The 24557-nt window shown below is 73.1% G+C and carries 24 protein-coding genes and 2 pseudogenes; 9 read left to right on the forward strand and 17 right to left on the reverse strand.

Features of this window, described 5'->3' with window-relative positions:
- Nucleotides 1-2 precede the first annotated feature (2 nt).
- The 5 genes from AB0K03_RS29320 (at nucleotide 3) to AB0K03_RS29340 (ending at nucleotide 6663) form a co-directional block, all read left to right on the forward strand.
- Entirely contained in the window at nucleotides 3-1157 is a 1155-nt protein-coding gene (locus AB0K03_RS29320) for a DUF6986 family protein (RefSeq protein WP_364691157.1), read from the forward strand.
- A 77-nt stretch (nucleotides 1158-1234) separates the two neighbouring features.
- Nucleotides 1235-2542: an allantoinase AllB gene (allB, locus tag AB0K03_RS29325; protein WP_364691160.1), complete on the forward strand. Its 1308-nt coding sequence runs from the start codon at nucleotides 1235-1237 to the stop codon at nucleotides 2540-2542.
- Between the two features lie 16 nt (nucleotides 2543-2558).
- The gene (gene alc / locus AB0K03_RS29330; RefSeq protein ID WP_364691163.1) at nucleotides 2559-3560 is read left to right on the forward strand and encodes an allantoicase; all 1002 of its coding nucleotides are present in this window, start codon (nucleotides 2559-2561) and stop codon (nucleotides 3558-3560) included.
- Between the two features lie 24 nt (nucleotides 3561-3584).
- Nucleotides 3585-5351 carry a GNAT family N-acetyltransferase gene (locus AB0K03_RS29335; RefSeq protein ID WP_364691166.1) on the forward strand — a complete coding sequence of 589 codons (1767 nt, stop codon included), beginning with the start codon at nucleotides 3585-3587 and terminating at the stop codon, nucleotides 5349-5351.
- A gap of 76 nt (nucleotides 5352-5427) precedes the next feature.
- On the forward strand, nucleotides 5428-6663 hold the full coding sequence (locus AB0K03_RS29340; RefSeq protein WP_364691169.1) for a methyltransferase domain-containing protein: 1236 nt from the start codon (nucleotides 5428-5430) through the stop codon (nucleotides 6661-6663).
- A gap of 128 nt (nucleotides 6664-6791) precedes the next feature.
- Here AB0K03_RS29340 and AB0K03_RS29345 read toward each other — a convergent pair whose 3' ends face one another.
- The 3 genes from AB0K03_RS29345 to AB0K03_RS29355 all read right to left on the reverse strand — a co-directional run bounded on the left by AB0K03_RS29345 (nucleotide 6792) and on the right by AB0K03_RS29355 (nucleotide 10038).
- Complete coding sequence (locus tag AB0K03_RS29345) at nucleotides 6792-6944, reverse strand: hypothetical protein (RefSeq protein WP_364691172.1); 153 nt, start codon at nucleotides 6942-6944, stop codon at nucleotides 6792-6794.
- A complete protein-coding gene (locus AB0K03_RS29350; RefSeq protein ID WP_364691175.1) occupies nucleotides 6941-8389 on the reverse strand; it encodes a sensor domain-containing protein in 1449 nt (482 codons plus the stop codon). Before AB0K03_RS29350 ends, AB0K03_RS29345 begins: the two co-directional genes overlap by 4 nt.
- A gap of 71 nt (nucleotides 8390-8460) precedes the next feature.
- The gene (locus AB0K03_RS29355) at nucleotides 8461-10038 is read right to left on the reverse strand and encodes a phospholipase D-like domain-containing protein (protein WP_364691178.1); all 1578 of its coding nucleotides are present in this window, start codon (nucleotides 10036-10038) and stop codon (nucleotides 8461-8463) included.
- A 98-nt stretch (nucleotides 10039-10136) separates the two neighbouring features.
- Between AB0K03_RS29355 and AB0K03_RS29360 the strand changes: the two genes are divergently transcribed.
- Together AB0K03_RS29360 and AB0K03_RS29365 are read left to right on the forward strand one after the other, a co-directional pair.
- The gene (locus AB0K03_RS29360; RefSeq protein ID WP_364691181.1) at nucleotides 10137-10265 is read left to right on the forward strand and encodes a hypothetical protein; all 129 of its coding nucleotides are present in this window, start codon (nucleotides 10137-10139) and stop codon (nucleotides 10263-10265) included.
- An 854-nt stretch (nucleotides 10266-11119) separates the two neighbouring features.
- Nucleotides 11120-12007, forward strand: a complete 888-nt coding sequence (locus AB0K03_RS29365) for a hypothetical protein (RefSeq protein WP_364691184.1) — start codon at nucleotides 11120-11122, stop codon at nucleotides 12005-12007.
- Nucleotides 12008-12357: 350 nt separating this feature from the next.
- Here the strand turns inward: AB0K03_RS29365 and AB0K03_RS29370 are convergent, their stop codons facing one another.
- The 12 genes and pseudogenes from AB0K03_RS29370 to AB0K03_RS29425 form a co-directional block, all read right to left on the reverse strand.
- A complete protein-coding gene (locus tag AB0K03_RS29370) occupies nucleotides 12358-13035 on the reverse strand; it encodes a DUF4241 domain-containing protein (RefSeq protein ID WP_364691187.1) in 678 nt (225 codons plus the stop codon).
- Nucleotides 13036-13348: 313 nt separating this feature from the next.
- Entirely contained in the window at nucleotides 13349-14320 is a 972-nt protein-coding gene (locus AB0K03_RS29375; protein WP_364691190.1) for a pirin family protein, read from the reverse strand.
- Nucleotides 14321-14452: 132 nt separating this feature from the next.
- Nucleotides 14453-14896 (reverse strand): annotated as a pseudogene (locus AB0K03_RS29380) (MarR family transcriptional regulator); the annotation flags it as partial.
- A gap of 53 nt (nucleotides 14897-14949) precedes the next feature.
- Nucleotides 14950-15555 (reverse strand): HAD-IA family hydrolase, encoded by a 606-nt coding sequence (locus tag AB0K03_RS29385; protein ID WP_364691193.1) that lies wholly within the window; start codon nucleotides 15553-15555, stop codon nucleotides 14950-14952.
- Between the two features lie 19 nt (nucleotides 15556-15574).
- Nucleotides 15575-16243 (reverse strand): nucleotidyltransferase domain-containing protein, encoded by a 669-nt coding sequence (locus AB0K03_RS29390; protein ID WP_364691196.1) that lies wholly within the window; start codon nucleotides 16241-16243, stop codon nucleotides 15575-15577.
- Nucleotides 16244-16256: 13 nt separating this feature from the next.
- Complete coding sequence (locus AB0K03_RS29395; RefSeq protein WP_364691199.1) at nucleotides 16257-16679, reverse strand: hypothetical protein; 423 nt, start codon at nucleotides 16677-16679, stop codon at nucleotides 16257-16259.
- Nucleotides 16680-16709: 30 nt separating this feature from the next.
- Complete coding sequence (locus AB0K03_RS29400) at nucleotides 16710-17150, reverse strand: Clp protease N-terminal domain-containing protein (protein ID WP_364691402.1); 441 nt, start codon at nucleotides 17148-17150, stop codon at nucleotides 16710-16712.
- Nucleotides 17136-17330, reverse strand: a pseudogene (locus AB0K03_RS29405) (Clp protease N-terminal domain-containing protein); the annotation flags it as partial. The pseudogene AB0K03_RS29405 and the gene AB0K03_RS29400, both read right to left, overlap by 15 nt.
- Nucleotide 17331: 1 nt before the next feature.
- On the reverse strand, nucleotides 17332-17568 hold the full coding sequence (locus AB0K03_RS29410) for a helix-turn-helix domain-containing protein (protein WP_364691202.1): 237 nt from the start codon (nucleotides 17566-17568) through the stop codon (nucleotides 17332-17334).
- A gap of 103 nt (nucleotides 17569-17671) precedes the next feature.
- The gene (locus AB0K03_RS29415; RefSeq protein WP_364691205.1) at nucleotides 17672-17878 is read right to left on the reverse strand and encodes a DUF3072 domain-containing protein; all 207 of its coding nucleotides are present in this window, start codon (nucleotides 17876-17878) and stop codon (nucleotides 17672-17674) included.
- Nucleotides 17879-17919: 41 nt separating this feature from the next.
- A complete protein-coding gene (locus tag AB0K03_RS29420; RefSeq protein WP_364691208.1) occupies nucleotides 17920-18702 on the reverse strand; it encodes a VOC family protein in 783 nt (260 codons plus the stop codon).
- Between the two features lie 152 nt (nucleotides 18703-18854).
- A complete protein-coding gene (locus tag AB0K03_RS29425) occupies nucleotides 18855-20117 on the reverse strand; it encodes a cation:proton antiporter (RefSeq protein ID WP_364691405.1) in 1263 nt (420 codons plus the stop codon).
- A 119-nt stretch (nucleotides 20118-20236) separates the two neighbouring features.
- Here AB0K03_RS29425 and AB0K03_RS29430 point away from each other — a divergent pair, with 119 nt between their 5' ends.
- Nucleotides 20237-20380: a hypothetical protein gene (locus tag AB0K03_RS29430; protein ID WP_364691211.1), complete on the forward strand. Its 144-nt coding sequence runs from the start codon at nucleotides 20237-20239 to the stop codon at nucleotides 20378-20380.
- Here the strand turns inward: AB0K03_RS29430 and AB0K03_RS29435 are convergent, their stop codons facing one another.
- Together AB0K03_RS29435 and AB0K03_RS29440 are read right to left on the reverse strand one after the other, a co-directional pair.
- Nucleotides 20381-21055 (reverse strand): HAD family hydrolase, encoded by a 675-nt coding sequence (locus tag AB0K03_RS29435; RefSeq protein ID WP_364691214.1) that lies wholly within the window; start codon nucleotides 21053-21055, stop codon nucleotides 20381-20383.
- A gap of 10 nt (nucleotides 21056-21065) precedes the next feature.
- On the reverse strand, nucleotides 21066-23072 hold the full coding sequence (locus tag AB0K03_RS29440; protein WP_364691408.1) for a SpoIIE family protein phosphatase: 2007 nt from the start codon (nucleotides 23070-23072) through the stop codon (nucleotides 21066-21068).
- Nucleotides 23073-23681: 609 nt separating this feature from the next.
- Between AB0K03_RS29440 and AB0K03_RS29445 the strand changes: the two genes are divergently transcribed.
- Nucleotides 23682-24446, forward strand: coding sequence for a cellulose binding domain-containing protein (locus AB0K03_RS29445; protein WP_364691216.1), 765 nt, complete (start codon nucleotides 23682-23684; stop codon nucleotides 24444-24446).
- Nucleotides 24447-24557: the final 111 nt, after the last annotated feature.

The raw sequence follows: 24557 nt of genomic DNA on the forward strand, positions 1-24557 counted from the left end.
CCGTGCGGCTCAGCGACGACGACTACGCCGCGCTCGACCACCGGCTCGCCGCTCACGACGCGTTCCTCAAGGCCCGCTACCCGGGCGAGCGCGCCGTGCGGCAGCCGGTGCACACGGTCTACATCCCCGCCGACCGGGTGGCGGGATTCCGCGACTGGGGCCGGCAGGCGCTCGCCGCGCTCGACGAGCACCCGCCCCTGCCGTTCCCCGCCGCGCTGGAGGAGCGGGTCCGCGCCAAGCTCGGCGCCGAGCCGATCGAGGACCTGCGCGTCGACTTCGAGGACGGCTACGGCGTCCGTGACGACGAGCAGGAGGACGCCGCGGTCCGCGACGCCGCGGCGGTGCTGCTGGACGGGCCGCGGCCGCCGTTCGTGGGCATACGGATCAAGTCGCTGGAGGAGCCCACCCGGCGCCGGGCGCTACGCACGCTCGACCTGTGGCTGACGCACTACCCGCACCCGTTCGTCGTCACTCTGCCCAAGGTCAGCGGGCCCGACCAGGTCGCTGCGATGACCGAGCTGTGCGGGCGGCTGGAATGCGCGTACGGGGCGGCGGAGGGGACGCTGCGCTTCGAGATCCAGATCGAGCTGCCGGCCGCCGTGCTCGGCGCCGACGGCACGGCCACGGTGGCCCGGCTCATCACCGCCGCCGAGGGCCGCTGCACGGGACTGCACTACGGGACGTACGACTACAGCGCGGCGGCCGGGGTCGCGGCGGCGTACCAGGCCATGGACCACCCGGCCGCCGACTACGCCAAGGCGGTCATGCAGGCCGCCGCGGCCGGGACGGGCGTACGGCTGTGCGACGGCTCGACCAACGTGCTCCCGGTCGGCACCGGCGTCGCGATCCACGAGGCGTGGGCGCTGCACCACCGGCTCGTGCGGCGCTCCCTGGAACGCGGCTACTACCAGGGCTGGGACCTGCACCCGGCCCAGCTGCCCACCCGGTTCGCGGCGACGTACGCGTTCTTCGCCGACGGCGTCGACGCGGCGGTGCTGCGGCTGCGCCGCTACCAGGAGCGCCAAGCCGGCGGCATCCTCGACGAGCCAGCCACGGCCCGGGCCCTCGCCGGCTATCTGCTGCGCGGGCTGGACTGCGGCGCGCTGGAGCCCGCGGCCGTCGGGTTCTCCCGCGAGCGCCTGCACGAGCTGGCCTGAGCCCTCGAGCGGTGCCCGTGCGGGGCGGCTTTGCGCGACGTAGCCGTCCGGTCACGCCGGGCGGTTAGGCTCGGCCCATGGTCGATCTCGTGGTGCGGTCCCGCCGTACCGTCACCGCCGGCGGCGAACGGCCCGCCGCCGTGTCGGTCGCCGGCGGGCGCATCGTCGCCGTGGACGGCTACGACGCCACCGTGCCGGCGGCCGAGGAGAGCGACCTGGGTGACCTCGCGCTGCTGCCCGGACTGGTGGACACCCACGTGCACGTCAACGAGCCGGGCCGCACCGAGTGGGAGGGCTTCGCCACCGCCACCCGGGCGGCCGCCGCCGGCGGGGTGACCGCCATCGTGGACATGCCGCTGAACAGCCTGCCACCGACCGTCTCCGCGGACGCCCTGGCCGTCAAGCAGCGGGCGGCCGCCGGGAAACTGCACGTCGACGTCGGCTTCTGGGGCGGCGTGATCCCCGGCAACTCCGGCGACCTGCCCGCCCTGCACGCCAACGGGGTGTTCGGCTTCAAGGCGTTCCTCGCCGACTCCGGTGTGCCCGAGTTCCCGCCGCTGAACCCCGGTCAGCTCGCCGAGGCCCTCGCCGCCGTCGACGCGCTGTTCGTCGTCCACGCCGAGGACCCCGGCCACCTGCACGCGGCCGCCTCGTCCCCGGCGTACGCGGACTTCCTGGCCTCCCGGCCGCCCGAGGCCGAGCACGCCGCCGTCGCCACCGCGATCGAGGCGGCCCGGGCCGCCGGCGCCCGCGTGCACATCCTGCACTTGTCCGCGGCCGGCGCGCTGCCGCTGATCGCCGCCGCCCGCGCCGACGGCGTCCGGGTCACCGCGGAGACCTGCCCGCATTACCTGACGCTGGACGCCGGCGAGATCCCCGCCGGGGCCACCGAGTTCAAGTGCTGCCCGCCGATCCGTGACGCGGCCAACCGGGACCGGCTCTGGGCGGCGCTCGCCGACGGGCTCATCACCTGCGTGGTCAGCGACCACTCGCCGTGCACCCCCGAGCTCAAGCGGCGCGACACCGGCGACTTCGCCGCGGCGTGGGGCGGCATCGCGTCGGTCCAGCTCGGCCTGCCGGTGATCTGGACGGCCGCCCGCGAGCGGGGGCACTCCCTGGCCGACGTGACCGGCTGGATGGCCCGTCGCCCGGCCGACCTGGCCGGTCTCACCCGCAAGGGCCGCATCGCCGTGGGCGCCGACGCCGACCTGGTCGCTTTCGACCCGGACGCCGCCTTCGTGGTCGACCCCGCCCGGCTGCATCACCGCAACCCCGTCACGCCGTACGCCGGGAAGACCCTGACCGGAGTGGTGCGCGCGACGTGGCTGCGCGGGCGCACGGTGACCGGCGAGGCGCCGCAGGGCCGCTTCCTGACCCGTTCGTGACACCGGAGGTCCGCTGATGGAAGAATTCACGCTCCTGCCCGACCTGGCGTCGCGCACGTTCGGCGGCGGGGTGGTGGCCGCCAACGACGAGTTCTTCGCCGCCGCCGACCACCTGGTCGACCCCGCGGCCCCGGTCTTCGCGCCGCGCACCTTCGGGCAGAAGGGCCAGGTGTACGACGGGTGGGAGACCCGGCGGCGGCGCGAACCCGGCCACGACGCCGCGATCGTGCGGCTCGGCGCCCCCGGCGTGATCCACGGCATCGACATCGACACGGCGTTCTTCACCGGCAACTACCCGCCGTACGCCTCCGTGGAGGGCTGCGCCGTGGCGGGCTATCCGGACCCGATGCAGCTCACCGAGGCGCCCTGGGTGCCCCTGGTGCCCCGCTCGCCGCTCGCCGGGGACAGCCAGAACCTGTTCACAGTGGACTCCCGGCAGCGCTTCACCCACGTACGCCTCACCATCTACCCCGACGGCGGTGTCGCGCGGCTGCGCGTCCACGGCGAGATCGTGCCCGACCCGCGGCTGCTGCCGAGCGTCTTCGACGTGGCCGCCGCCGAGCACGGCGCCCGCATCGCCGGCTGCAGCAACATGTTCTACGGCCACCCGCAGAACCTGATCCACCCCGGCCTGGCCCGCTCCATGGGCGACGGCTGGGAGACGGCCCGCCGCCGCGACGACGGCAACGACTGGGTCCTCGTCCAGCTCGCCGCGCCCGCGGTCATCGAGCTGGCCGAGCTGGACACCAGCCACTTCAAGGGCAACGCGCCCGGCAGCGCCACCCTGCGCGGCATCGACACGCGTACCGGCCTGCTCGACGACCCCGCCGACTGGTTCGAGCTGCTGCCGCAGATCCGGCTCAGCCCGGACACCCGCCACCGCTTCCCGGTCGCGGTCGTCCCGGTCGCGACCCACGTACGCCTCGACATCTTCCCCGACGGCGGCATGGCCCGCCTGCGCCTGCACGGCCGGCCCGACATGGCGGCGTTGCGCGCCCGCTACGAGGCGACCACCTGATCTTCTCCGGCCTTTCCGGCGAGCATGTCGAGAAGCGGCCGCCGGCTGCGTCTCCCGAGTGCCCGCAAGCACAAGCGAAGGAGAAGGTCATGGCCAACGCGATCAGCGCCCTCGAGGCGGCGAAGCAGACCGCCGGCGACCGGATCGTCGCGGTCGCCACCCGACGCTGACCCGGCAGTACCTCGACGCCGGCCTGCTCGACGAGATCGTCGTGTCGCTGGTCCCGGTGCTGCTGGGCGGCGGCATCCCGTTCTTCTCCCAGCTCGGCACGGCGCCGGGCTGGCGACGGAGGCGGCGACCGCCGTCCGCGACCACGCCCGTACGGTGCTGCGCGCCCCGCGGCTGATCGCCATCATCGACCCCCGCAACGTCGCGTCGCAGCGGGTGGCGACCAAGATCGGGCTGGCGTTGGAGAAGCGCTCGGCGAAGAACCAGCTGATCTACTCGGCACGCCTGTTGCGGGCCACGTTGTCCACAGGCCTCTCCGGCGACGGGGCCGATCACGTTACGGTGCCACGCGTGGGAAGAACTGTGACTCTCGTGCTCGTCGACGCCGAGGGAGTAGTGCTCGGCGCGCTGCCGCCGTTCGATGTGGAGGTGCCGTGGTGGCCGGAGGTCAGCGACATCGTCGCGGCCGTCCGGGAGCGCCACGGCATCGACGTGACGGTGCTGCGCCTGCTCCACGCGGACCGGCCCGCTCAACCCGGCGGCCATGTCACGTACGCCGCGCAGGTCTTCCACCCCGTCCCGGTCGCGGTTGAGCTTTCGCCGGCCGTCCCGGTCGGGGTTGAGCGTTCGCCCGCTGCCCCGGTCGGGCTTCAGCCTTCGCCCGCCGTCCCGGTCCGGCTTCAGCCTTCGTACGGCGTCACCGTGGGCGGGGGGCCGGAGCCGCGGCGGGCGCCGTGGGCGGTGCCCGGCGGCCCGGCCGCCTCCGTGGCGTGGGCGCTGAAGGAGCTGGGCCGCGACGACGCGGTGGCGGTGCAGCAGCGGACCTGGAACCTGTCGGCGATCTGGCGTCTCGACGCGGGCGGCGAAACGGTGGCCTGGCTCAAACAGGTCCCCGTCTTCTTCGCACACGAGGCGCCGCTGCTGCGATTGCTGTCCACGGCAGTGCCCGGGCTCACCCCGGCGCTGCTGGCGGCGGGCGACGCCGGGCGCATGCTGCTCGCGCACGTGCCGGGGGAGGACCGCTACGAAGCCGGCGCCTCGTTCTGCGCGGAGGTGGCCCGCGACTTCCACCCGCTGCAGGAGCACTACCTCACCCGGGTGCCCGAGCTGCTCGCCGCGGGAGTGCCCGACAACCGCTTCGAGCTCGACCGTATCGCCCGCGCGGCGGCACCCTGGCTGGACACGATCGACGGGCTCGCCGGGCTGATGGACGAGCTCCCCGCCCGGCTGGCCGCGATCGAGGCGTGCGGCCTCCCGGACACCCTGGTGCACGGCGACCTGCACCCCGGCAACGTGCGCGAGTCCGCGGCGGGACGGGTGATCGTCGACTGGGGGGACGCGAGCGTGGCGCACCCGGCGTACGACATCCTGCGCCTCACCGGAGACCTCCCGGAGCCGGACGCGGCCGCGCTCCTCGAGGAATGGGCGGCCCGGTGGCGGCGCAGCGTGCCCGGCTGCGATCCCGGGACCGCCGTCGCGCTGATCCGGCCGGTCGCTGCCCTGCGCGCGGCGGCGGTCTACCAGAACTTCCTCGACCACATCGAGCACTCGGAACGGCCGTACCACGAGTCGGACGTCCCGGAACGCCTCACCGCGGCGGTCGCCGCCGCGCAGCTGACGTGAGGGCCGTGGCCGAGCGCAGCCTGTTCGCTTCCGCTGTGCGTGGGCGCTCGGCGTCGCCGGGGCCTACGGTGAGGGCGTGACCGACCTGCGCCGTCGCTTCGTCGACCAGCTCCGGCATGACGGCGCGCCGCTGAGCGAGGAGCTGGCCGCGGCGTTCGGCGCCGTGCCGCGCGAAGCCTTCGTCGCGGACGGGTTCCAGCGGCGGGACGGCACGTGGGTCACCCCGGAAGCGGCCGACTTCCTCGACGTCGTCTATCGCGACGACGTGCTGATCACCAAGGTGAACGACGGCACGCCGGTCAGCTCCTCCAGCCAGCCCTCCCTCATGGCGATCATGCTGGCGGCGCTGGACGTGCGCCCGGGCCACCGCGTCCTCGAGATCGGCGCCGGCACCGGCTACAACGCGGCGCTGCTCAGCGCGCTCGGCGCGGACGTCACCAGCGTCGACGTCCAGCCCGACGTCGCCCGCCGGGCCCGTGCGGCGCTCGCCCGTGCGGGAGCCCGATCCGTACGGGTGCACGCCGGCGACGGCTACGCGGGCGCCCCGGGCGAGCACTTCGACCGGGTCATCGTCACGGTCGGCGTGGCCGGGGTGTCGCCGCACTGGCTGCGCCAGATCCAGCCGGTGCCGGGTCCGCCGGGGGCGGTGCCGGGTGTCGCGGGGGCGGTGCCGGGTCCCCCGAGGGCGGTGTCGGGTGTCCCGGGGTCGGCGCCGGGACGTGTCGAATCCGCCGCGGGGCTGATCGTCGTACCCGTGGAGCATGCCGGAACCCATCCCGTGCTGGCCGTGCGCGGTCACCCGGACGGCCCGGTCACCGCGTCCGTGGTGTGTCCCTCGGGTTTCATGAGCGCGGCCGGCCCGCTCACCGCCGGCCACCCGCGCACCCACCCCAGCCCGCCGCCGGGGGTGCTCGCCGACTTCGCCCTGGTCACGCCGGGCCGGTGGGCTCGGCCGCTGGACTCGCTCGGCTACCGCGACCTCTGGTACGCGGCCGGCGTCTGGAGCACCCGCGCCACCCACGCCCCGGTGATCGGCCACAACGGCAGCACCCTCGTGCTGCTCGACGAGACCGGCACGGGCGGCGCGGCGATCCTGCCCGACGGCGCGGTCGCCGCCGGTGGCGCACAGGCCGGACGGTACGCCGCGGAGGCCATCGGAATCATCGACCGCTGGGAGGCGGCGGGCCGGCCGCCGATCCAGGCCTGGCACATCGACCTCGCCCTCGCCGGCGATCCGGATGCGCCGATCTGGTGCCCGGCCGGCTGGACCCTCGACGTGCCCCAGGCAGGCCGGGAAGGCGCCAGACCCTGAGCGCCGCGCCGCGCTGCGCCCGTGTCCGGATGCGCGCTACGGTCCGTGCCCGGATGCGCTGCATCCGCGTCCGGAAGCGCGCTTCGCTCCGCGGCGGGAAGTCGCTGCACCCCAGCGGCCGGAAGGCACTACGCCCCGAGGTATGCGAGCACCGCCAGTACCCGCCGGTTCGTGTCCTCGGCGGACAGTACGCCCAGCAGCCCCTCCCTCAGCAGGAGTCCGTCCTCGGCCAGCACGACCCGCGTCACGCCGCCGGAGCCCGCCGCCACCCCGCCGATCACGCCGAGCCCGCCCCGGACACGCCCGCCGCGCCCGGGCCGAGCGGGCCGGCCGCACCCGTCCCGGACGCGTCTGCCGAGCCCGCGCCGAGCCGGCCGGTCGGCGACCCGGATCCGGGGGCGAGAGCAGGGACCGGATCCGGGGAGTGCCACGGCAACTCCACCCGCAGCAGCGTCGGCCCGCCGTCCGGGCTCGACACCAGCAGCCGGCCGCCCACCGCCGCCACCCGATCGGCCAGCCCGGTCAGGCCCGTACCGCGACCCGGGTCCGCGCCGCCGTGCCCATCGTCGCGGATCTCCACCACGAGGACGTCGCCGGCCCGGGCGAGCAGGACGTCCGCCCTCGTCGCGCCGCTGTGCTTGACCACGTTGGCCAGCGCCTCGGAGGCGGCGAAGTAGGCCGTACCCTCGATCTGCCCGGACGGCCGCGGCACGCCGTCGGCGACCGTCACCGCGACCGGGAGGGGCGAGCGGCCGGCCAGTTCGCGCAGCGCGGCCGGCAGACCGAGATCGGTCAGTTCCTGCGGACGGATGCCGTAGCTCAGGTCGCGGAGCACCACCATCAGGTCCTTGGCCTGCTCGTGGGCCCGGCTGAGCGGTCCGGCGGCGGGTGAGTCCTCGGGTACGTCCAGCCGCGCCATGCCCAGTTGCAGGGTGAGGCTGGTCAGCCGGTGCTGCGCCCCGTCGTGCAGGTCCTTTTCGATGCGCCGCCGTTCCAGGTCGAACGCGTCCACCAGCCGGGCGCGGGACTGGGCCACCTCCCGCAGGGCGACGCCCGCACGGTCGCCGAGCAGCGCGCGGGCCGTCGCGGCCTGTCCGGCTCCGATCAGGCCGAACAGGTACGCGAGGACCGGCGCGAACAGCACGCCGAGGATCGCGAACGGCGTCGCCTGTGTCGCGGAGTGCACGGTGAACGCGCCGAAGGTCCAGGTGGCCGTGCCGGTGCCGGCGAAGAACGGGCTCACCACGAACGCCACGTCGAGGAGGACGAGCAGCGCGTACGTGCCGTACACCGCGGGGACGACCAGGCCGAGGAAGGCGGCGTACAGCAGCTCCCGCCAGGTGGCCGTCTCCGCGTAGCGCGTCCGTACCCATGTGAAAGGGTCCGGCGGCGCAGGCGCGTGCGGTGACGGCAGCGGCCGGGGGTCCATGAGGCCGAGGCGCGCCCGCTCGACCGCGGCGAGCGGGATCGCGGCCAGCGGTCCGAAGCCGGTGAACAGCAGCAGCGAGACGGTCATGAGGACGAACACGGTACGGGTGGGAAGGTCGCCGTCGATCAGCCGCGAGAGGGCGGCCAGCCACGGCAGGACCAGCACCGCCATGGCCGCGCTCACCGGCGCGGCGATCGGCAGGGTGGTCACGACGTAGACGAGGGCCCGCCAGGGACCCGCCGAGGCGAGGTACCGGCGGCTCAGGAGGGCTCGCAGCGGAGCTTCAGGCGTGGACACCGCGTCACCGTAGGCAGCGGCGGGCCGGTGATCCCAGCCTTCCAGGCATAGTCCCTGGGGTATAGCCAGGTCTACCAGGTCCCGGCGCGACGCTCCCGCCAGGGACGCCCGTCCGGGTCGTAGATCAGCCGGTACGCGGGAATGGCCCACAGCCGCTGGTGCCACGGGAGCCGCTCGGTCTCGTGGGGCACCAGACGCCCCGGCGGGCGGGGGCCCTTCTCGCCGTCACGGTGCCAGTCCCGCAGCGCGTCGGCGGAGGCCCGCACCGCGCGTACGGCTGATTCGGGGTCCAGAAGATCCTGCTCGCCGGACAGGTCGAGATGCTCACGCAGCAGCGCGAGCCGCAGCTCGCGTGCGTAGACGCGCGCGCCGTCGCCGAGGCCGGCGGGATCGGTGGGGGAGCGCTCGTCACGGGTACGGTCGAGGACGGCGCAGGAGAGCTCGCTGTCATGCGTCCACGACCGACGGTTGAAGTTGTCGCTGCCCACGCTGGCCCACACGTCGTCCACGACGCAGACCTTCGCGTGCACGTACACCGGCGTACCCTCGTGGTTCTCCACGTCGAAGACGTGCACCCGGTCCGGTGCGGCCCGGCGGCACAGCGAGATCGCCTGCTCGCGCCCGACCATGTTGGGCGGCAGCGCGAAGCGCCCGTCCACGTCCGGATGCCGCGGCACGACCGCGATGAGGTGCAGCTCGGGGTTGTCGTTCAGGGCGTCGGCGAACAGCTGCGCGACCTCCTTGGACCACAGGTACTGGTCCTCCAGGTAGATCAACCGCCGGGCCCGCTTGATGGCCTTGGTGTAGCCGCGCGCGATGCTCTGCTCGCCGCGTTTCGCGAACTGGTACGGCGGGCGCATCGCGGGATATGTCCGCAACACCTGGATGTCGTGCGGGCCGCACTCCGGCGGATCCGGGGGCTGCGGCGGAAGCCGGTCGGCCCGCAGGTCGGCATGCTTGAGCTTGTCGGTCACTGTCGAGATCGGACCGTGCTGGTCGAGCGGGGTGGGATCGTTCCAGCGTTCCCGGAACGCAAGGTCGAGGGCGCCGACCACGGGCCCGCGCAACGCCAGCTGCACGTCGTGCCAGGGCGGGTTCTTCCCGTACGCGGAAGCCATGCCGACCGCCTGCGGGTCACCGACGTGGCGGGCGTCGTCGCGCCGGCTGTGACACAGGTCGATGCCGCCCGCGAAGGCGATGTCACGCTCCGGGGCGTTCGGGTGACGCAGAATGACGATCTTCTGGTGGTGCGAGCCGCCGCGCCGGACGCGCTGGTCCAGCAGCACCTCACCGCCGGCCGCCCGGATGTCCTCACCGAGGTTCCGGTTCTCCTCCTCGCTGTACGCCAGCTTGTCGAGGTGTGAACGCCACAGCAGGCCCTTGACGACGACACCCCGCTTGGCGGCGGCGGCGAACAGCTCGGCGATCGTCGGCCCGTCGTCGCGCAGGCGCTCGTCCGGGTCGCCGCGCCAGTCGGTGAAGAACAGGTGGTCGCCGTCACCCAGCGTTTCCACCTCGGCCACCAGACGGTCGAAATACGTTGCGCCGTGAAAGAGTGGTTCGGCGGTGTTTCCCCGGCACCAGGTGGGTATCTGTGAGTCCGGGTTGCCGCGCTCGTCCGCGGTGAGAAGCCAGTCCTCCAGTGACACGGGGCAGCCCTTCCGAGGTCGACGACGCCCTCACGGTAGGCCCCTTGCCGGCTGGCCGCACCCTGAGCCGCAGGTAATCCCCTTGTGAAGGACCCCTCATGAGCAGCGAACCACTGACCACCACCGCCACCCCGACCGACGCCGCCGCGGCGTCCGAACGCGGCCTGTTGATCGCGATGCTGCTCCTGGTCGTGCTGGGCGTGGGAGCCATGTTCCTGATGTCCTGACGGATGTGCTGTTGATCACCCGGAGGCGCCCGGGTGATCGAAGCGTCCGGCTTGTCCGCCCGCCGTCCGCCGATTGACGGGAACCGGGCAGCGATCTGTCGTACGGGTCATCCATACTCGTCGCCATGACGGGGGAGCCGGCTTTCAGCAGCGCAACGATCGATGTCCCGCCCGGCGAGGCGGCGACCGGCACGACAAGGGCGCTCTGGTCGCCCACCCACGGCTCGCTGCTGGTCACCGTCCCGCCGGGCACGGTGGACGGCGCGGTGGTGTGGGTCGACGGGCCGGGCGGACGGATCGCGGTGACGATCCGGGTGTCGACGCCGTTCACGCCTCCGCCTCCGTTCCCGGCTTCCGGTCCGCCTGCTTCCGGTCCGCCTGCTTCCGGGCCTCCGGCTTCCGGTCCGCCTGCCTCTGGGCCTCCGGCTTCCGGGCCTCCGGCCGGGGCTTCTGCGCCGCCGCCCGGTGGGTTTCCTGCTCCGGGCGGTTATCCGCCGCCCGGCCCGTCGTCTGCTGGTGGCTTCCCGCCGCCGAGCCCTTCGCCTGCTGGTTTCCCGCCGCCACCTGGTGGTTTCCCGCCGCCCGGTGGCTTCCCGCCCGGAGCCCATCCCGCGGGTGCCTTTCCCCCGGGCCCCGGTGGTGCTCACCCGGCCGGCGCCTACCCACCCGGCTCTTATCCGCCCGGGTCTTATCCGCCAGGGTCCTATGCGCCGGGGCAGCCCGGCGCCTACCCGCCCGGATACGGCCCGAACCCCGCCTTCGCCGGGCCGCCCCAGGCCGCCCCGCGCACCGGCCGCCGCAACCAGATCATCGGGATCGCGGTCGCCGCGCTGCTCGTCGTCGGCTGCTGCGGCGTGGTCCGCGCCGTCACCGGGGGCGACGACGACACCCCGCAGGCCGACACGCGTGGCATCACCGCCACCACCAAGGCCACCACGACCGGCCCCGTCACCAAGGAGCAGTACGCGCAACTCCTCGCCGGCTCGGACGGCGCCATCAAGGCCACGTTCGGCAAGCTGAACACCTCCGACCCCGCGGCGTTCGCCAAGGCGGCCCCCGCGGCGGCCGGCTCCATCCGTGCGGAGGCGCAGAAGCTGCGCGCCACCACGCCGCCGCCCGCCGCCGCGGCCGCGCACGCCCAGCTGGCCCTGGAGCTGCAGAGCCTCGGCGACATGGTCGAGGAGACGGCGGACACCAAGCAGGACTGCCCGGCGGCGTCGCCGTACACGTCGGTGCTCCAGTCCGGCTGGGCGGACAACGTGCGCGAGGACGCCAGGAAGCTCGCGGCGGCCGACCCCGCGTACAAGTTCGGCACGTTCCTCCCGGCCGCCCCGAAGGAACAGAACCGCCGCCTCAAGACCGGGACGTTCGTCAAGCGGACCAGCACGGGCGGCCTCGGCCACCTGAAAATCAAGAACGGCGCCGACGACACGACGATCTCCCTGGTCCCCGCCAAGGGCAAGAAGCCCAAACCCGTCTTCACCGTGTACGTCCGCGGCGGCGGCTCCTTCACGGCCAAGGGCATCCGCGACGGCACGTACCGCATCTACACGGCATCGGGCGAGGACTGGGACAACGGGCGCAAGGGCTTCACCCGGGACTGCGCGTTCAGCAAGTTCGACGACACGTTCAAGTTCACGACCACGTCGTACTCGTCGTCGATCTGGACCATCACGCTGACGCCGATCATCGGCGGCAACGCCTCCACCAGCAACGTCGACCCGAACAGCTTCCCGAACTGACCGGGTTCCGGCACCCGACCGCAAGCCTCGGACGGTCGCGACCAGCGGTGGGCTTGGTGGGCCAGCGCGGGCTCGGTGAGCTTGGTGGGCCAGCGGCGGGCTTGGTGGGCCAGCGGCGGGCTTGGTGGGCTCGGTGGGCCAGCGGCGGGCTTGGTGGGCTCGGTGAACCAGCGGCGGGCTCGGTGGGCTCGGTGAACCAGCGGCGGGCGTGGTGGGCCGCGATGGGCTCGGTGGGCTCCTGAGTGGGCCGGCTGTGGGCCGGCTGTGGGCTCCTGAGTGGGCCGCGGGTGGGCTCCGTGGTGGGCCCTGGCGGGCTCCGCAGTGGGCCGTCGGTCGGCTCCCGGGCGCTGTCAGATCACGCGGAAGTCGGTGACGAAGGCGGCCACCTCCCCGGTCGCCGTACGCCCCACGAAGCTCGCATATGCCCCGTCCCCGCACCCCGGGCTGACCGCCACCACGTTCGCCCCGCTCGCCGGGTCGGTCACCGCGCCCAGCCGGCCGGGGGCCTCCGGCGGCAGCGACGGGACGAAGACCGCCTCGACCTCCTCGTAGTCCCATGTGGACAGAGACTGCAGCGCCCGCTCGTCGGCGAGGGTGGCCAGGCCCGTGTCGACCGGGTGGATGGTGAAGCCGTCCTCGTCGACCTCGGCCGGGCCCGCCACGAGCGCCGGCTCCCAGGATGCGACCGGCTCGTCGCGGATGACGAGCTGGAGCGCCGCCGTGCGCCGATCCGCCTCCAGCCGATTGCGCAGGGATGATGCCGGGACGAGGGCCGGTGTGAGCCCCCGCAACGGCAGATAGGCGACGGCGACCCAGGCGCGAAGCGCGTAGCGCCCCGGGGTCACACCGACGGTGAAGGGCTGCGTCTCGCCCGTGCGGACGAGCGGGTCGCAGGCGACGACGCGGCCCGTCGGGAGGGTCACGTCGCCGAGCGGGACCACGGTCAGCTCGTAGTCGTGGGTGTCGTCGGAGTGACGCGCGCCCTCGGTCAGGAGCCGATCCAGCATCTCGCCGATGTCCACAGCCATGCCCCGCAGGTTATCGGCGACCACCGACAAAACCGCAGGCCTCCCGAACACGCCGGAAGCGACGCAACCCTGCCCCGGGACCCGCGCCAGCGCGACGCATCCCTGCCCCGGACTCGCGCTGGCGCGACGCACCCTTGCCCCGGACTCGCGCCGGCGCGACGCATCCCTGCCCCGGAAACACAGCAAGCCCGTCGGCAAGCACAGCAAGCCCGTCGGCAAACACCGGAAACGACGCGAGCGCACGCAGACCACCGGAAAGCGGCGCGGGCCCGCGCCGAACACCGACGCGGGCCCGCCCAGAACCAAAGGAGTCTCAGCTGGTGTGCGGCAGCCGTTCCGCCGGGATGACCCCCAGCCGCCCCTTCTGGTAGTCCTCGAACGCCTGCATGAGCTCCTCCCGGGTGTTCATCACGAACGGCCCGTAGTGCGCGACCGGCTCCCGGATCGGCCGTCCACCGAGGATGAACAGCTCCATCGCCGGGATGGTGCTGTCCTGGTCCGCGTCCGCCGCCACCCGGATCGCGTCTCCAGCCGAGAGGGCGGCGAGCTGGCCGAGCTGAAGGGGGCGGCGTTCCGTGCCGATCGTGCCGCGGCCGGCGAGGACGTACACCAGGGCGTTGTAGTCGGGTTGCCAGGGCAGGTCGAGTTGCGCTCCCGGCTGGAGCGTCACGTGGGCGAGGTTGATCGGGGTGTGGGTGGAGCCGGGGCCGTCGTGGCCGGCGACCGTGCCGGCGATGACGCGGATCAGGCTGCCGCCGTCCGGGGTGGTCAGCAGCGCCGCCTCGCGGCCTCGGATGTCCTGGTACTTGGGTGCGATCATCTTCGCCGTGCGGGGCAGGTTCACCCACAGTTGCAGGCCGTGGAAGAGGCCGCCGCTCATGACGAGTCGTTCCGGCGGGGCCTCGATGTGCAGGATGCCGGCGCCGGCGGTCATCCACTGGGTGTCGCCGTTGGTGATGGTGCCGCCGCCCCCGTTGGAGTCCTGGTGGTCCATCGTGCCGTCGATCATGTACGTCACGGTCTCGAAGCCGCGGTGCGGGTGCCACGGCGTACCTTTCGGCTCGCCCGGCGCGTAGTCGACCTCTCCCATCTGGTCGAGATGGATGAACGGGTCCAGCTCGCTCAGCGGTACGCCCGCGAAGGCGCGCCGGACCGGGAAGCCCTCACCCTCGTAGCCGGTGGGGGCGGTGGTGAGGCGGCGGACCGGGCGGTAGCGGGTGGCGGCCTCGTCGAGGCGGGGCAGACGGGGCAGGACGAGGACGTCGTCGACGGTGATCGCGGGCATGGGTGCCCTCCTTCAGGCGGTGGTGGCCGGCCGGGGCGTGCGGTCGGAAGCGGCAGCGGGGTGCGAGGCGGTGCCGGCCGGCCGGGGCGTGCGGCCGGAAGCGGCAGTTGAGTGTGGGGTGGCGGCGCCGGGCCGCAGCCGGGCGCCGAGCCGCGAGAAGACGTCCGCGAGCACGGCGAGCTCGGTCTCGTCGAGGTCGTCGATGAAGCTGTCCCGCACGGTGGCCAGGTGCAGCGGGGCGGCGGCGACCAGCGCCGCCATGCCGTCGTCGGTGAGCACCGCCTCCTGGCCGCGGCCGTCGGCCGGGCAGCTCTGCTTGCGGACCAGGCCGCGCTTGATCATGGAGGTGATCTGGTACGTGACGCGGCTGGGCGAGAAGACCATCCGGCTGGCGAGCTCGCCCATGCGCAGCCGGCGGCCGGGCGCCTCGGAGAGCACGACGAGCACGTGGTAGTCCGCCATGCTCAGGCCGGTGGCCGCGCGCAGGTCGTCCTCGAGGCGGGTCTGCAGCGCCCAGCTGCTCTCGATGTAGGCGCGCCAGCAGGCCTGCTGCGGGGCGTCGAGCGGTTCGGCCATGCCCCAGACGCTAACTCTTTAAAATCTGAAATACCAGGGGTACGGGACCCCCGTCACAGCGCGAGCAGGTCCGCGAGCTCGTGCAGGTCCCGGATCGCGATGTCGCCGTCCACTCCCTTGAGCGCCGCCACGGTCGCTCCCGCCGCCCGGCCGGCGGTCACGCCCACCTCCGCGTCCTCGACCACGAGGCACCGCGCCGGCTCCACGCCGAGCAGCTCGGCGCCGCGCAGGTATCCCTCGGGGTGGGGCTTGCCCGCGCTGATGTCCTCGACGGTCACCAGCACCGGCGCCGCGATCCCGGCCGCCCCGAGCCGGGCCTTCGCGAGTCGTACGTCGGCACTGGTCACGACCGCCCACGGCAGCGTCAGCGCGGCGAGCAGACCGGACGCGCCGGGTGTGGCCACGACGTCGGACAGGTCGTCGTACTGCAGCTCCAGCTGGCGCGCCGCGGCGGCGGTCACCCCGGCGTCGTCCAGGTCGGGACGGATGATGCGGACCGTACGCTCGGCCGGCGCGCCGTGCGCGATCGCGAGCACGGCCGCGGCATCGGCCTCGTGCTCGTGCGCCCACACGCGCCACGCCCGCTCGACGGCGGCGTCGGAGTCGACGAGGGTGCCGTCCATGTCGAAGAGCACGGCCTCGATGGTGGTCAGATCCACGCGTCCCCCAATTTCCTCGTCATCCGAGTATAAGCGCGAGGTCGTCCCCCCATGCGTCGAGGACGTCACCGTGGCCCCGATCCCGGGCGAGCCGCGCCACGTCGGGGAACAGGGAGGCGGGATCCGCGGCCACCCGCGACGGCAGCGTCGGATCCCACGGCGGTTCCAGCGGGTACGTCTCGAGCTCCCGCCGCAGGTACTTGTTGTACGGCCGCAGCCGCCCGTGCAGCGCGAAGATCGTGGTCAGCAGCCAGGAGACGCTCTCCGCCTCATCGAGCCGCGCGGCCACCCGATCTCCGTCCCGGCGGCTCTTCGCGGCCCGGTAGAGGAAGTTGACGTAGCCGTCGAGGCCCTCGCGAGCCCACCGCGTCGCCTCTTCGGGAGTGGGCGTCGCCTGCCGTGACACCAGTTCCGCTATCCGTCCGCCGAGCCGGTCGAGCAGGATCCGCGCGCCGCGGAACCCGTACCGCGGCCACAGGGTGGACGTGTCGGCGAGGGCCTCCACCGTGCAGACCGCGACGTCGAGGGTGGCCGTACGCCGGGACTCGTGACCGCCCTGCGCGACCAACACGACGTCGTGGTCGGACTGGGCGGTCGCCGTGCCGCGGGCGTACGAGCCGGTGAGGATCAACCCCAGCACGCCGGGATCGGCGGAGGCGGCGGCGACGAAGCCGGCGTAATCCGTCACAGAGGCAGGGTAGTCAGATCCGGTAGTAGACGCGGACCTCATATCCCGTACGGGTCGGGTGCCAGCCCACGTCGTCCACGTCGACCACCTCGGGCCGGCCGGCGAGCCAGCCGGCGGCCATCTCCAGCGCCTCGGCCGGGGTCTTGCCGGTGAACGTCATGCGCCGCGCGGCATCCTCGGTCGCCGCCGGTGCGTGGCGCGGGAACGTCTGCGCCGGCATCGTCGGCTCCGGGCCGGTGACCACCGCGGTGGGCCCGACGGCCCGGCCGTCGCGGACGCCCTGGACGAACCAGTCGTTGATCGTCTCGTCGTGCTCGACGGCCCAGCCGCTGACCGGGCCCACGTCCTCGGCGATCGCCTGCTTGGCGTTGTCCAGGGCGGTGTCCAGGGTGGCGAGCTCGATGTCGTCGCCGTTGTACTCGACCCGGTACGTCATGGGCCTGCCAGTACCCCGTGGCGACGAGCCCTAAGCGGCCTGGGACTGCAGCGAGCGCGCCATGTCGGAGCCCAGCTCGGTCAGGTCGACGCCGCGCTCGGCCAGCATCTGGACGCCGAGCCCGCGTCCTTCGCGCAGCATGCCTAGCACGATGTGTTCCGGCGCGATGAAGTTGTGCTTGAGGCGCAGCGCCTCCCGTAGCGACAGTTCGAGGACCTTCTTGTTGCGTGGCGAGAACGGCACGTGTCCCGAGCTGCCGTAGAACTTGCGCAGCAGTCCCTTGCGCTGAGGCGCGGGCGGGCGCGGCAGTCGCAGCGATCCGGGGCCGAAGTTCTCCTCGATCGCCCGGCGTACGGCGTCCAGGTCGATGCCGATCGCCTTGAGCGCGGCCCGGTCCTCGGCGTCGGCGTCCGGCAGCGGATCCGAGGCGGCCGTGCCGGGACCGACTCTGCGCAGGATCTCGGCCCGCACGTACTGGGCGTCCACCTGTTTGTCGCGCAACGCGGGCGCGGTGGCGATCGCGCCGTCGGGGTCGGACAGCAGGGCCAGCAGGATGTGCTGGGTCCCGATGGGGGACTGCTGCAGCTCGCGCGCCTCGGCCTGGGCGCGCACGACCACGTTCCGGGCGGCGTGGGTGAATCGTTCGAACATCTCAGTCCTCCCGTGGGTCCTGCATCGGCATCCGGTTCGCGTGTTTCTTGTGCACGCCCTGGCGGGTCACCTCGAGGGCGTCCGCGATCTCCTGCCAGGACCAGCCCTTCCGGCGGGCGTTGGCCACCTGGAGGTGCTCGAGGCCCTCCAGGAGGCGGCGCAGCGCCACGACCGCGCGCAGCCCGACCTTGGGATCGGCGCTGCCCGCCGCGGCGGCCAGATCGGTTGCTTCGGTCATGTCTGTCAACCTACGTTGACATAAGCGTCTGTGTCAACTGCGGTTGACACCGCGAGCGAAAAAGAGGGCCGACCCGGATGGGCCGGCCCTCGTCAGGGAACGGTCACCGGCCGCGGCCGGTCTTCTCCTGCAGGTCGTCGATGCGCTCGGACGCCTCCGCCTTGGTGAGCTCCTCCGGCACCTCTTCGTGGGCCTCCGAGGCCAGCGTGTTCAGGTACGACTTCTGGGCCCCGGTGGCCGGCTCGTCGCCGGTGGTCCAGTCGGCGGGGTCCTTGATCGTGTTGGATCCGGTGGTATCGCTCGCCGCCATGGCGCGCCTCCTCGATGACAATCATTCGAACAGGCGTACCACTACCCGCCGAAGGTCAGCTCCATGCCTGAGTTCGGCGTGTAAGACATGGTCAGCTCGATCGGGATCGCCGCCGGCGCGGCGATCGAGAACGGCACACCCCACGGGTCGAGCAGCTCCGCGTACGTGCCGAAGCCCATGTCCTGCGCCCCGGAGACGACCGTGCCGCCGTACGCCCGGCAGTCCTCGAGGGTCTCCACGCAGTCGGCGACCTGGAACGCGGCCCGCCACCAGCTGCCGCCACGGCTGGGCGCGAGCCCCGCCATCGCGTCGTGCGCCGTGGTGATCCACTCGCCGCGGGTGCCGTCGCTGCCGTACTCGTCGCGCAGCAGCCAGCCGAACGCCTGGCCGTAGAAGTTGGCCGCCGCCACCGAGTCGTCGGTGAGCAGCTCGGGGAAGGTCATCGTGCCGGGCTCGCCGCCGACCTGGGCGCCGGTGAAGCCGCGCGGCTCCCAGATGCCCAGCACCGCGCCGGCCGGGTCGGCGATGACGGCGGAGCGGCCGCCGTGGCCCTCGGCCGGCTCGGCGACGACCCGGCCGCCGGCCTCCTGCACCCGCAGGATCGACGACTCGAGGTTGTGCTCGGTCAGGTACGTTAGCCAGCCGGCGGGCCGGTCGGCGCGAGCGCGGGTCAGCCCGGCGACGGCGCGCCCGCCCAGCTTGAACCGGTCGCCGGCGGGCTCCCAGCCGAAGAGGCGGGCGTAGAACTCCGCCGCCCGTGCGGGATCGGCACTGGCCAGCTCGACCCAGCAGGGTGTGCCCGGCGCAAAGCCCCGTATACGCATGGCGGCACCTTTCGTCGTTCCAAGTTGGAGTACCGGCCAACAGAGATGCCGATCACCTTACAGCCATGAATACGCTCTGCCACTACACCCGGGTTCAATGTCCTAAATAAACTACGGTTTCGTCGACGGAGGACTACTCTGAGCAACGTCAATTACTGAGAGTGTTTCTCTTCCGGGGTGCGGGACCGCTCGTGGTATCGGTCCAGAAGCCGCATCACGGGCGTCGCGGCGACACCGTGCAACCCCACGCTCACGAGAACGACGAATGCGGCTGTCGCCCATATGACATCCGCGTTGGGGAACTGTGCGTGGCTCGTGGCGTACGCCAGGTAGTAGAAGCTTCCGATGCCGCGGATCCCGAACGACGCGATCACCCAATGTTCCGCCGGATGACCCGGCGCGCCGCGCAGGGACAGGAATCCTGACACGGGACGCACGACGAAGACGAGCGCCAGTCCCACGAGCGCGGCCGGCCAGGTGAGCGGCGCCAGCAGTCCACTGACCACCGCGCCGCCGAGCAACAGCAGCAACAGGACGGTCAGCAACCGTTCGATCTGCTCCGCGAAGTCGTGCAACACCTGGTGGTACTCGTGCGAACGCTGTGCGGCCCGGATGCCCCGGGCGGCGATGAACACCGCGAGGAAGCCGTAGCCGCCGGCCACCTCGACCACCCCGTACGCCAGGAACGTGGCAGCCACCGCGAGGAAGCCCTCGGAATGGTGGGCGAGCCGCAGGCTGCGATTGCGGGCGCGGAAGAACAAGCGGCCCAGCGACTTGCCGACGAGCAGACCGCCCGCCACCCCGACGCCGATCTTGTAGAGCACGTCGGTGAGCACCCAGTCGCCGACCCAGCTCTCGTGCGTCACGGCCGCGGTGGCCATCGCGATCGCCGCGTACACGAAGGGAAAGGCCAGCCCGTCGTTGAGGCCCGCCTCCGACGTGAGCGCGAACCGCACCTCGTCCTCGGAGTCCTCCTCGTCGGTCGGCTCGCCGACCTGGACGTCGGCGGCCAGCACCGGGTCGGTCGGCGCGAGCGCCGCGCCCAGCAGCAGCGCCGCGGCCGGCACCAGGCCGGCCCACCACCAGCCGAGCAGCGCGACCGCCGCGATCGTGACCGGCATGGCGATCGCCAGCAGGCGCCAGGTCGAGGCCCACCGCCGCCGGCCCAGCGGCCGGTCGATCTTCAAACCCGCGCCCATCAGGGCGACGATCACGCAGATCTCGGTGAGGTGCTCGGTCAGCTTCGGGTGGGCGAGGGGATCGGCGTCCGGCAACCCCAGGGGTACGGCGAAGAGCACCATGCCCAGCGCCAGGAACACGATCGGCATGGACAGGGGACGGCGCTCGAGGACCCGCGGCAGGATGCCCGCCAGCAGGGCTCCGACGCCGAGGAGCGCGAAGAGGAGGTCGGACATCTGCACGGGGAGGAACTGCCCCCGTACGGGGGAAAACATGCCGCCCGCAGGGGGTGGTTGCCGGCGGGGGAGCCGGGTAACCCGCGGGCATGGTCTCCCGAGGTGACAACCATCCCCGCGTGTCCGTCGTGACCGGCTCCGAGTCTGGCATCGGCCGGGCGACCTATGTGACGGGCGCGTCCTGGCCTGTCGACGGCGGCATGCTCGGCATGGGACCACAGGCCGGCAGCCACCTCACCAGCGACGACTGGCGCCGGCCCTGATCAGGCCGGCAGCTTGCGGACAGCCGAGCCGTCCAGCGCCGCGAGCAGGTCCGCCGGGTTCTCGTACGTCTCCACCGCGCCGGCGTCGAGCAGCTCGGCGGCGCTGGTGCCGCCGCAGGTCAGGCCGATGCAGGGGATGCCGAGCTTGCCGGCGGCCTTGACGTCCCACACCGAGTCGCCGACGAACACCGCCCGCTCCGCGCCGACGCCGGACTGCTCCAGCGCGGCCTCGAGGATGTCCGGCGCGGGCTTGCTCTCCTCCGCGTCGGCGGACGAGGTGGCCGCGGTGATCACGTCGTCGGCGTCGATGACCCGGCGCAGCTGCTTGAGTTCGGGCGCCTTGGCCGACGACGCCAGCACCACGGCCAGCCCCTCGGCCGCGCACGCGCGGAGCAGGTCGGCGGCGCCGGGCAGCGGGCGCAGCCGCTCCCACCAGGCGCCGTAGAGCACGTCGTGCGCCGACGACATGGTCTCGTCGTCGTCCTTGTCCCGGTCGCTGCCGAGCAGGTGATCGAGCAGGCGGTCCGAGCCCATCCCGATCGCCCGGTGGATCTTTGCCATCGGGACGTCCCGGTCGTGCTGGCGCAGTACCTCCCACCAGGCGACCGCGTGCAGGTAGGTGGTGTCGACCAGGGTTCCGTCGACGTCGAAGAGCACTCCGCGCTTGGCTGTCATGCCCGGGCGATTACCCCGTTTCGGCGGGCGGTATCAACATCTCGAACCAGACCGTCGAGCCGCGCACCGCCGGATCGGTGCCCCAGGTGTCGCTGAGCTCCTCGATCAGGCCCAGGCCGCGACCCCGGCTGCTCAGCGCGTCCGTGCGGGCCCGGGTGACGCTGCCGCGGGTGCCCTCGTCGGCCACCGAGACCAGCAGCCGCTCCGCGCTCAGGTCGATGTGCACCTGCGCCGGGGTCCCCGCGTGCAGCAGCGCGTTGGTGGTCAGCTCACTGGTGCACAGGATCGCCGCGCCGATCACCGTCTCCGGGACCGCCCACTCGCGCAGGCGGTTCGTCATCCACTGCCGGACCCGGCTCGGGCCGGTCGGCTCGGCGGGCACCAGCATCGTCGCGGACCGGCTCAGCGCGACGGCCCGCTCCACTGCCAGGACGGCCACGTCGTCATCCGTACGCCCGGAGACGGCGGCCGTGGCCAGCGAGCACAGGTTGCGCGGGTCGCCGCTGGCCGCCTCCGCGGTGGCCGCCACCAGGGCGTCCAGGCCGGCGCTGAGCGTACGGTCGCGGCGCTCCACGACGCCGTCGCTGAACATCAGGATCGTGTCACCGGGCTCCAGCCGGACCGTGGTGGTCCGCCACGAACCGCCCAGCCCCAGCGGCGCGCCCGGCGGCAGCGCGACCAGCTCGGCGGTGGCCTCGCCACCGCCGGCCCGGCGCAGCACCGGCGCGGGATGGCCCGCGCTGGCCAGCGTGATCAGGCCGTCCGACTGGTCCAGGACCCCGTACACGACGGTGACGAAGATCTCCTCGTTGCGCGACTCCGCGCCGAGCGAGCCGACCAGCCGGTCCAGCCCGGCGAGGACCGTCTCCGGCGCCGGGTCGGTCAGAGCCAGCGCGCGCAGGGCGGCGCGCACCTGACCCATCACCGCGGCCGCGCGTACGTCGTGACCGGCCACGTCACCGAGCACCATGGCGAGCCGCCCGTCGCCCAGCTCGAAGGCGTCGTAGAAGTCCCCGCCCGCCGCGTTGCCGTCCACGCCCACGTCGTAGCGCGCGGCGATGCGGAACCGGTCGAGCTCGGGCAGGTGCTCCGGCAGCATGCTGCGCTGCAGCAACTGGGCGGTGCCGTGCTGGGCCTCGAACCGCCGTGCCCGCTCCGCCGCCTGGGCCACCAGCTCGGCGGCCGCGTACAGCAGCGCGCGCTCGGCCGGCGGCCACGTGTGCGGCGTGCGGTAGCCCATGGTGAGCGCGCCGTGCAGCGACGGCGTCCGCAACGGCATCGCGGCCAGCGCGCGGATCCGGCGCTCGTGCCGATCGCTCGCCACCTCGCCCAGCGGCGCCCCGTCGGGCTGGAACGAGGGCCGCCCGCTGAGCGCCGCGACCACCAGCGGATACCCGGGATCGTTGCTGATCCGCTTCCACAGCGGGGGCAGGCGCTCGTCGGCCTCGTCCATCATCTCGCCACGGATGCGCCGGACATACCGGAAGCCCGCGCCGTCGTCGACCGCGAACACGCAGTGGTCCACGTCGAACGACGACATCGCGTACGAGAGCACGACCCGGGCTACGTCGTCGATCGTGAGCGCGGAGGCGAGCCGTGCGGTCAGCTCGCCGAGGCTCTGCAGCCGCCGGGTCACCTGCGTCGTCTCGGCCGCGACCGTGAGGACGCCGACCACCGAGCCGTGCTGGTCGCGTACGACGGAATGGCCCCTGGTGAACGACGCCTGCTCGACCTGACCGCCGCGCGGGACCGCCACCTGGGCCTCCGCCTCGAGGAAGGACTGGCCGCTGCGGTAGACGTCGTCGATGACCCCGCCGACGCCCGGCGTCTGCCAGAGGTCGCCGAACACCTCGGCGGCCGGGCGGCCCATCGCCGCGGGATGCTTGGCGCCGATGACTTCGGCGTACCCGTCGTTGTAGATGAGGACGTAGTCGTCGCCGTAGGCGAGGGCCATCGGCACGGGCGACGAGAGGACCACCTCGACCGTCGCGCTCACCACCGGGTCCCAGCTCGCCATCGGGCCCAGCGACGTGGTCTCCCACGGGTGCGCGGCGACCAGTTCGGCGCAGCCCGGAGGACGCTGCGTCACCACGCCCGACGGATCGGGCAGCGCCGTCATCGCCGTCGTCCTCGCTGTCGTCACCGCCGTCGTCATCGCGGAGGGTATCCCCATGCCGACCATGGCCTGAGCGTAGCCCGCCTCGGCCGTTCGGACGATCCTGGTACCAACCGGACGTCCGATTCTACCGGGTACGTGCGGGTGAGGTGGCTTCGTCGCTCCCGCGTGGGCTCACGGTGCGCGATCGGGTGGCGACGAAACAGGGCTCGGCTGTTCGATCCTGCCTGCCCTATAGTCCCGCGCGTGAGTGAAACGTGGCGGCCCCGGCCCAGCCGCGGCGTCATGGGATACGTCGCTGAGCTGCAACAACTCGACCCCGGCGCGGCCGCGCCCTGGGCGCCTGCAGAGTCCGTACGGCCTGCCGCGCTGCCTCCTTCCTTCCCTGATCCGGATCCGTCTTCCTTCCCTGACCCGGAATTTTTGGATTCGCCCCGTGCGTCTGCTTCGTTTCCGGACGCTCCTGCTTTGTTCGCGGACGCTCCTGCTTTGTTCGCGGACGCTCCTGCTTTGTTCGCGGACGACCCGGCGCCGATCGTGTCGCATGTGCGGCCGGCTGCGCCGGGGCGGCGGATGCGGATGGCGGTGGTCTCCGGAGGCGTCCTCGCGATCCTGGCCGGCCTGGGTGTCGGATATGCGGCACTGAGCGGATCCGGCCCGGATCCCGTCGCGGCACCCGGCGCCACGGCGACGGCGACTCCCGCCGACGGGGTGCTCGACCTGGAACCGGCCCTGCCCGGCATCGACCCCGTCACCGGCGCGACGACCAGCCCGGCGGGCACGACGGCCCCGGCCGTGGCCCGCACCCCGGCGGCGGCCGCGACGACCACCGCCGGCCACACCGCCACCCAGCCCGTACGCACGACCCGGCCGGTTCTGCCCGGCGTACCGGACCAGCCGGCCGACACGGTGGCGCCGTCGTCCCCGGCCCAGCCGGCACCCACCCAGCCGGCCGCGCCGCTGCTCCTCCCGGCCGTCGCGACCCTCACCTTCACGGCTGACGAAGGAGAGCAAGGCTGGACCGGCTACGCCGGACAGGTCCGGGTGGAGAACCCCGGCAGCACGGCCACCAGGAGCTGGCAGGTCACGCTGACCGTGCCGGGCGGCAACAAGGTGGACGCCTCCGGCGCGTCGGTGAGCCAGGACGGGGACAGCGTGACGTTCACGGGCGGACCGATCGCGGCACGCGACTCGCTCACCTTCACGTTCACGGTGGACGGGACCCTGACCGAGCTGCCGGGCGGATGCCGGATCGACGGCAACGCCTGCTCCTGACCCGGGCGCTCCGGGGCATTCTTGCCTTCTCCTTACGGTCGGCCGCAGCCAGTGCGAGCCGACGCCGGTCGATCTAACCTCGTTTCAGGCCGGCCGTCCCGCCGGTCACCA

The organism is Actinoplanes sp. NPDC049316, from assembly GCF_040677315.1.
GTDB lineage: Bacteria > Actinomycetota > Actinomycetes > Mycobacteriales > Micromonosporaceae > Actinoplanes.